The 7,921-nt window shown below is 69.4% G+C and carries 7 protein-coding genes and 3 pseudogenes; 4 read left to right on the top strand and 6 right to left on the bottom strand.

Annotation, left to right across the window (positions count from 1 at the left end; all coding sequences use genetic code 11):
- The coding region (locus ACIQMU_RS24830; RefSeq protein ID WP_402689700.1) for a transposase at positions 1–302 on the bottom strand (302 nt) is incomplete at its 3' end.
- 142 nt (positions 303–444) lie between these two features.
- Here ACIQMU_RS24830 and ACIQMU_RS24825 point away from each other — a divergent pair.
- Positions 445–585: pseudogene (locus ACIQMU_RS24825) on the top strand (prolyl aminopeptidase); the annotation flags it as partial.
- 3 nt (positions 586–588) lie between these two features.
- On the opposite strand, the gene ACIQMU_RS24820 reads toward ACIQMU_RS24825, so the two are convergent.
- Positions 589–798, bottom strand: a complete 210-nt coding sequence (locus ACIQMU_RS24820) for a hypothetical protein (protein WP_352242027.1) — start codon at positions 796–798, stop codon at positions 589–591.
- A 236-nt stretch (positions 799–1,034) separates the two neighbouring features.
- Positions 1,035–1,805, bottom strand: a complete 771-nt coding sequence (locus ACIQMU_RS24815) for a transposase family protein (RefSeq protein ID WP_402689705.1) — start codon at positions 1,803–1,805, stop codon at positions 1,035–1,037.
- A gap of 331 nt (positions 1,806–2,136) precedes the next feature.
- Between ACIQMU_RS24815 and ACIQMU_RS24810 the strand changes: the two genes are divergently transcribed.
- From ACIQMU_RS24810 to ACIQMU_RS24800, 3 genes and pseudogenes are all read left to right on the top strand, one after another.
- Positions 2,137–3,846 carry an SPFH domain-containing protein gene (locus ACIQMU_RS24810; protein WP_352242154.1) on the top strand — a complete coding sequence of 570 codons (1,710 nt, stop codon included), beginning with the start codon at positions 2,137–2,139 and terminating at the stop codon, positions 3,844–3,846.
- Positions 3,843–5,168 (top strand): SPFH domain-containing protein, encoded by a 1,326-nt coding sequence (locus tag ACIQMU_RS24805; protein ID WP_352242028.1) that lies wholly within the window; start codon positions 3,843–3,845, stop codon positions 5,166–5,168. The genes ACIQMU_RS24810 and ACIQMU_RS24805 overlap by 4 nt, the downstream gene beginning before the upstream one ends.
- A gap of 487 nt (positions 5,169–5,655) precedes the next feature.
- Positions 5,656–5,909, top strand: a pseudogene (locus ACIQMU_RS24800) (transposase); the annotation flags it as partial.
- 56 nt (positions 5,910–5,965) lie between these two features.
- Here ACIQMU_RS24800 and ACIQMU_RS24795 read toward each other — a convergent pair.
- The 3 genes and pseudogenes from ACIQMU_RS24795 to ACIQMU_RS24785 form a co-directional block, all read right to left on the bottom strand.
- On the bottom strand, positions 5,966–6,514 hold the full coding sequence (locus ACIQMU_RS24795) for a peptide deformylase (RefSeq protein WP_402689699.1): 549 nt from the start codon (positions 6,512–6,514) through the stop codon (positions 5,966–5,968).
- Positions 6,515–6,635: 121 nt separating this feature from the next.
- Positions 6,636–7,114 (bottom strand): annotated as a pseudogene (locus tag ACIQMU_RS24790) (NAD-dependent epimerase/dehydratase family protein).
- 263 nt (positions 7,115–7,377) lie between these two features.
- Complete coding sequence (locus ACIQMU_RS24785; RefSeq protein WP_352242030.1) at positions 7,378–7,743, bottom strand: hypothetical protein; 366 nt, start codon at positions 7,741–7,743, stop codon at positions 7,378–7,380.
- Positions 7,744–7,921: the final 178 nt, after the last annotated feature.

The raw sequence follows: 7,921 nt of genomic DNA, 5'->3' as shown, positions 1-7,921 counted from the left end.
ATCGTGGAGTCCACGGAAACCAACCAGTCGACGTCTCCCGCCGCATCCTTCTGAGCCTGGACGGCCTCAAGCATCCGCGTGAACGTGCCATCGAGCGCCCACCTGCGGAAACGTGTGTACAACGTCCGCCAGGACCCGTATCTCTCCGGCACATCACGCCAGGCCGAACCGGTCCGCAGCTTCCACACGATTCCGTTCAGCACCACCCGGTCGTCCCGCCGGGGCCGCCCCGTTTCCGTCTGCGGAAGCAGCCCCGACAGAACGTCCCACTCTTCGTCCGAGAGCTCATGTCGCCGCACCATGCGTCATATGATGCCCCATCGACAGCCTTTGAAGACACCCCCTAGGAGTCCCGCATCCCTACCGCCACCCTCGCCGCATGACCACCCCAAACCCACACACCAGGCACCACATCCTTGACGAAGGGCATAGAGACGCCCCCGCCTGATCACCGCCTGGGAACTGAACCGCGCCTGGCCCGACGCCGAACTGACGATCATCGGCAACGCGGGCCACATGGGCGGCACGGAGACCCGACGGGCGGTGCCGAGGGCGCTGGACGGGTTCGCTGCAACGGAACGGTGAGGATCAGAGAATCTCCGGAAGCGCGGTAGCGACCCAGAAGAGCCCGACAATCATCGCGACAACTCCGACCAGCCGAAAGGTGTTCACTGTTGCTCCACCAGCGTCAACCAGGACTGACGCATGGTCAAGCACCCGACTCGCCAGGCCCCAGAAGTTTCCTACCAGACAAACACCGACCGAAAAGAGCAACACACCGACCACTATGTCCAGCATGCAGAACCAGTCCTTTCAATGTGGCCTTCAACAGCCGAACTCACTGCTCTGCGTATAGTTTTTCCGGCACTGAACTCGACCCCCTGGCCTGCACTGATACCCATTCGACAGAGTAGACGTGTTTCCCGCGTGCATTCTTTGTACCGATAGCAGTTTCGTGATTGAACTCGCCACCAACGCCTCGGTAGAGCCTCCGCCGATGTCTCTACCATATCCCCCGAACTGAGGCTTTTCCTTCATCCGCCTGAGCTGGTCAAATACAGGGTCAGGACGGCTTGGACAAGGCAGGTGATCCGGGTGGTCGAGCACCGGAGCTTGCGGAGGAGTCGCCAGGACTTGAGGGTGGCCATGGCTTGTTCGACGAGTGCGCGGACCTTTGCGTGGGACCGGTTCACCGCCTGCTGACCCGTGGAAAGGGCCTCCCACCGCCCCCAGTGCGGGGTGCGGACCGTGCCGTCGGCACCCCGATAGCCCTTGTCGGCCCAGCGCGTGATGTCGGCCTCAGCAAGGGCGTCGACAATGCCGTGTTCGCGGGCCGCGCGGACGTCGTGGACAGCTCCAGGCAGGGCTGGTGAGACCCACAACAGCCGGCCGAAGGGATCGGCGAGGACCTGCACGTTCATCCCGTGTCTCTTGTGCTTGCCGGAGTAGCAGGGCCGGTCTGCGGCGATGCGGTCAATCGGCAGAAGTGTGCCGTCCGGGAGCAGGTACGCCTTCACCGACGCGGCGCGGACGACGTCGGCCAGGGTGGGCGCGAGGGCGGCCAGGAGATCGACGCCCTCGGTGACGTAGCGGTAGGCGGTCCTGGTTCCGACGCTGAATCCGGCCGCGAGCTGGGTATAGGTGTGGCCCACCCGCAGGTGGGCGAGCGCGAGCAGGGCCTGACGGCCGGCGCTCAGCCGCCGCCAACGGAAGCCGATCACACGGCGGTGTCGCCGCGGCTCCCGAGCGAGGAAGCGAAGAGCAGCGCCATGAGCGGCCACGAGCTCACCCAGCGGGACTACCAGGACTACCCGCCCTGCCGGCAGGTCACTACCACGCTCGTCACCAGCCTCGCCGCCTACACCGGCGGCCCCGTCATCGTGCCGATGACCGTCCTGGACCCGCACCACGCCACCGACCTGCTCACCCCGCTCCGCCAAACGGGACAGCCTGTGCACCACCTGGTCCTCCACGTCGATCCCGACGCCCTCCAACAGCGCGCGCCGCCTGTGGTGTGCGATGACTGTAACCAGGAACACGATCAGAAGTGCCCACACGGGGTACAGCGCATCCAGCCAGTCATATGGGCCGGACCAGCAAGACGACCACGAGAAAAGCAAGGTAAAAGGGGGAATGATGGCACAAACCAAGGCGCAGAGCCTACGGAGGGTGGCCTCAGCGGTGGCCTCAGGTGCCGATCCCCGGCAGGCGGCCGAGGAGGAAGCCCGCCAGCGCGCGGGCCGGACGGCCGGCCGGCCGCAGAGCCGGGGGCAGGCGGGCCAGAGGCGGGACGACGCCGACGAGGAGTCGCACACGCCGGAGGAGGAGGGCATGGACCCCGCCGACTTCCCGGCCGCGAGGGAACAGGGCGGCTCCATCGCCACGGTCATGGCGCAGAAGACGGTCGCCCTCGACGAGGCCGGCGAGGCGCTCAACCAAAGCGAGCAGCAGCGTGAGGGCGGCGAGCAGGTCCACGCGATCTGTCCGATGGTGCTTCCGAAGGGCCGCTCGTTCCTGAGCATGCTCCCGGTGCTGTCGCTGCTCGCCCTGGGCGCGGTGGGCACCGCGGTCGTGTCGACGGTGGACGACTCCCCGCTGACCAACCCGCTCTTCGGACTGCACTACTGGGTGATCTCCGTGGCCGCGGTCGCCTTCGTGTGGTGGCGGCAGGGCATGGTGATGGTCCCGGACGGCTGCCAGGCGCTGATCACGCGCTTCGGGAAGCTGGAGAAGGTCGTCGGCCCGGGCCGGGTGATCCTGATCAGCCCGTGGAAGCGGGTCTCGTACATCCTCAACACCACCCGCGAGTACCCGTTCAACGCACCGGTGCGCGAGGCGCCGACCAAGGGCGGTGTGAAGGCTTCGATCGACCTGTTCATCCAGTTCCGGATCAGCGACGCGACCGAGTTCGTCTACACGCTCGGCGCGGTACGCGGCTTCGAGGAGAAGCTGAGCAACGCGGTTAGCGAGACGATCCGCAGCCTCATCTACGAGCAGGAGGCCGCCGGGATCTACGACATGGTCGGCGAGGACACCGGCAGGCTCCTGGAGCAGCTGAACCAGCAGTTCCGGCCCGCGGTCGAGCTGACCAACGCCAACATCACCCACGCGGAGCCCTCCGACCGCAACTACCGGATGGACCTGGCCGCCCCGGAGATGGTGCGGATGGCGAAGGAGGCATACACCCACGAGTACGCGCTGATGCTCCGCAAGGAGCAGGACGAGGGCGACCTGAGCAAGGAGCTGGCGACCAGCCACGAGACGCTCTCCGCCATCCACGCCGACATCGCCCAGTACCAGGCCCAGATGGACACCGCCGTGGAGCGCGAGACCAACCGCGCGCAGGCCCTGGCCCGCCAGCGCTACGTGCAGGCCGAGTCCGAGGCGAAGGCCAACGCGGCGCTGCTGGAGGCACAGGCACTAGACATCCGCGCGGTGACCGCGGCCGAGGCTCCCGAGATCCTCGAATACCGCTATCAGCAGCAGATCCTCGACACCCTGGAGCAGGTCGCCGACCACCTGCCGCGCCTCGTGCGCATCGGCGGCTCCGCGGACGGCGACGCCGCCGGGGTCGACTTCCTGCGACTGGCCCGGGAGATGGTCGGCGAGCGCGGCGAGGAGCTGTTCAGCGAGGCGGACATGGCCGCCATGCGCGGGCAGCTCGCCGCGATCGGCGAGCGCATCGCCGGACGCGAGGACGAGATCGTGGTGCTGCTCCAGGCCGAACGGCCCACCGTGCCGTCGGCCGAGGACGGAGCACCGGCGGCCTCCTCGACCGGCCAGGAGACGGCCGAGCAGGCCAAGGCGTCCGAGGTTCCCGACTTCTCCGAGGAGGCCGGTCAGTGAGTACCGCACGTATGAACCGCAGGTCGGTCATCTCCGAGGCGGTGGCGCCCTGGAGCGACATCGCCCAGCTGCTGCGCGGCGGCGAGGCCGGCACTTTGATCCCGGTCATCATCCCCCGCCACCGGCGCCGGCTGTGGTGGATGCTGCCCCTGTGGCTCGGCCTGTTCGCGCTGCTCATGGGCGTGATGCTGTCGCTGCGCGAGGCGGACTCCGACGGCGCGGCGGACTTCGCCTACGCCACACTCGCCGGGCTCGCCTACGCGGCCGGCGGCCTGCTCCTGATCATCGGCGCGCTGTGGTGGTGGCGCTCCTCCATCGTCGAGATCGAGCAGGGCACCAACGGCGTCCTGACCCGCTACGGTGCGGTCACCCGCACCCTGGACGCCGGCCGGCACTACCTCTGGCACCCCTGGTCGAGGGTGGACTTCGTGGTCGACACGGCCACCGAGATCCCGTACTCCGCACCGGTCATGGCCTGCCCGACGCAGGAGAACGTCCCGCTGCGGTCGATCGAGTTCTTCCTGAAATTCCGCATCACGGACGCGGTCCGGTTCGTGCGCACGATCGGCGCGGGCAACTTCGACCTGGTGCTGTCCAGCGCCGTCCAGGACGCCATCCGCCAGCGCGCCCGCAAGATGCGCACCGAGCGGGCGTACGACCTGCGCGGCTCGGACGTGGCCGACATGCAGGAGCTGCTCAACCGGCAGCTGGAGCGCTACGGCGTGCGCATCACCGGCTCCAACATCCCGGACGTCCAGCTGCCGACGCAGTACCAGCAGCACCTGGCGACCAGGGAGCGGGTCGCCAAGGAGCGCACGGCGTACGAGCAGGAGTGGGGGCTGACCCGCAAGCGCCGCATCGACAGCCTCGGCATGGACATCGAGCGGGCCAAGAAGGTGCGCGACGCGCGCATCGTCGAGGTGAAGGCCGCGCTCAACAACGCCCGCGAACAGGTCGCCCAGCTGCTGGAGGAGCAGGAGACCAACGCCCAGCGGGTCCGTTTCGAGATCGAGACCCGCGGTCGCAGCGGTCTGATCTCCGCCGAGAACGAGGCCCGCGCCCAGCGCGCCCTCGCCAAGGCATACCGCGACAACCGCGCGGTGCTCCAGTACGAGCTGGCCCGCCGCCGCCTCGAAGTGGGCGCGGAGCTGGCGTCGAAGGCACCGCAACCGGTGGTCGTACGCACCGACGGCGGCAGCGGTGACACCTCGGCGCTCTCGACCCTGCTCGCCGCGCAGCTGCTGCCGCGGATGACGTCGCTGCCCGCGGCCCCGGCGCCGTCCTCCGCGGACGGCCGGCCGGCCGGGGACGGCGACGGCTGAGCCGAGCCCTGCCCGTCACGCTCGACCCGGCGGCTCCCGGCTCTCCTCGGAGCCGGGAGCCGCCGGTGTGTCCCGGGGCCGGTCCCGGGCAGCCGCTCGCGGGCAGGGGCGGCCGGTCACGGCGGCACGCCCGCGCCGCGGTCCTGTCGGTCGCCCGCTTCCCCGTCGGCCCGGCCCCCGGCGGGTGCCCTCCCCGCCTGCCGGGCCGGGCGGTCCAGGAACAGCGGAACCGTCGGAACGGGAAGCAGCCAGACGAACACGGTCAGCCGGTGGCCGAGCAGTTGGTCGAGGTTCGGGTGCCCGGCCTGGTTGAGGAAGCCCGCCCGGCCGCCGCCAGGGCGAGCGGGAGGAACGGGGCGCGTCGTCCCGACAGCGCCCAGGCCGAGAGGGCGAGCAGGACGGGCAGTACGGGATAAACCACCTGGGGTCGGAGCCACACCGTTCAGAAGACTCCCTCCTGGCCGAGGAGCGCGGGCCAGAGGTCGGGGTGCTGCTGGTCGAGACCGTCCGCAAGGCCCGCCTGGACACCGCGATATCCGCAGCGCTGATGCCGTGGCGCAAGCCGCGGGCCGTCCATGACCCGGGCAAGGTCCTCCTGGACGTCGCCCTGGCCGTGGCCTTGGGCGGGAACTGCCTCGCGGATGTTGGCATGCTGGGGGCCGAGCCGGCTGTGTTCGGGCCGCCTCGGACCCCACGGTCTCCCGTTTCATAGACACCCTCGCCGCCTGCGGCGAGAAGGTGAGACCGCCGCGCGCTGCACTGCGGTGCTTCCTGCTCACGGTCGCCCCTGGATCCGTCTACTCGTACGACCAGGGCCGGCCATTGGCCTCGGCAGTCCTGCGGTACTCCTCGACGGGGACCGGACTCACTCCCGGCCGCATCCGGTCCAGCAGCAGAAGCCCATCGAGGTGATCAGTTTCGTGCGCGATGAGCCGTGCGTCGCCCCGCTCGTAAACCGCGCTCTCGATACTGCCCGCTGCTGTCATCGTTTCCACCGTGATCCGCAGCGGCCTCAGAACCTGAGCCCGTACGTCGAAGAACGACAGGCACCCTTCGAACCTCTCGTCCATGTCCTCGGAAGTGTCGGTGATCCGGGGGTTCAGCAGAACGATCGTGTCGGATCCAGGAGGCTGGACGATGGCGGCAGACCGGCCGATGCCGATCTGCGGGGCCGCCAGGCCCAGGCCCTTGCCCGAGAAGTCGTGCGCGCGGCGGATGCGCTCCATCACGTCAAGGTGTTGTCCGACGACTGTGTCGACTGCTTCCCGCTCACCGGGGAGTGCGAAGGGGCGGGCAGGGCCGCGCAGGACGGGCACTCCGTACTGAACGACGCCGAGCTCGCGCATCTACTGGCTGGGTCGCATCGGACCAACTCCCTTTCTATGAACGGTCATGGAGAGTCTGCCCCACGGCTTGCCACACGGCGGCGCGTTTCACCCTCGACAGGGGCACGGTGGCTGGTGGCTGTCAGGTCAGCTCCGGGCTGTTTCCCCTCAGGAACTCCCGGGCACCGCGGAGCCGGGTGCGCAGCTTCTCCTGGGTGGTGCGGCTGTCGAGTCGCACGTCGAGCCCGCCGAGCAGTCCCGTATCGGAACGGCGTGCGGAGAGCAGCCGGGCTGAGTCGAGACCGTCACGGCGGGCGATGAGCCCGCCCAGTTCGTAACGGCCGCGCTCGGTCGCGGCCTGGGCGAGGCGGATACCGCCCTCGGCGGTGACCGCCCAGTCCGCTCCGCCGCTCGTCGCGTTGATCACCACGGCCGGGGCCACCGTGTCGAGGATCTCCTCCAGGCGGGACGGGTCTCGGAGATCGAGGTGATGCCACACTGCTCCGTCGTAGTTTCCAGGGCGGGATAGAACGTGGCGGACGGGCGACGGCCCGCGGATACCGCCTGGCGTACCAGCTCGGTGCCCAGGAAGCCGCTGCCGCCGATGATCAGCGCAGTCATGCGCCTCACGTTACGGGCGACTGTGCCGCCGCGGGCTGCTTCGGCGGAACCCGCTGAGCCCCCGAGAGCCGGCCAACAGGGAGGCGCGGCCGCCGGCCTCGGATGGCCTGGGAGGGCAGGCGCCCGGTCGCGAGCGCCATGGCCTTGATGACCGCGTACCGGCTGCTGGCCGCGCGCATCCCGGGCGGTGGCCGACGAGTGTGGAGCCCCGGGGCTTTCAGGCGCGGATCGGCGGTGCCGGGTGGGCATGGGCCCGTACGCGGTCAGGGCGGCGTCGCGCTCCAGGAGCGGGTAGTCCTGGAGCTTTCGGCAGTGCGATGCTCGGCGAGGAGCTGCTCCGTCTGCTGGAGCAGGATGGTGTCGCCGAGTTCGGTCAGGTGCACTCCGTCGCTCCACAGGGCGGCCGGGTCGCCGGTCGGCTGCCGGGCGGTGGCAGTGAGCGGAGCCCCCGTGTTCAGGAACAGCGCCCCGTGCGCGGCGGCCGCCCGGACGCAGGCGGTCACCTGAAACGACCGGTCCCGGCCCGCGCGGGCCGGGACCGGCCACCCGACCGCGACGTCATTTTCCAGATAGACGGTCACCCCGCGACGGCGGGCGTCGACACACGCCTCCGTTGGGGAAGGCGTCACGATGCCGCCGTGAACCGCGGCTGGGCCAGTCGGGACCGCGTCCACTCACCCTCACGTTCCGCGACGTCGACTTCTGTCGTGAAGCGACTGATCTTGCACAGGTCAGCCGGACCTTGCATCTGGATCTGGATCTGCATCGGGCAGTTGCACGTTGAGGTGAGTACGGCCTCGGGGAACA

The organism is Streptomyces sp. NPDC091649 (assembly GCF_044756785.1).
Taxonomy (GTDB): Bacteria; Actinomycetota; Actinomycetes; order Streptomycetales; family Streptomycetaceae; genus Streptomyces.
The sequence above is the reverse complement of the archived record's forward strand: the minus strand, read 5'-3'. Positions and strand labels throughout refer to the sequence as shown.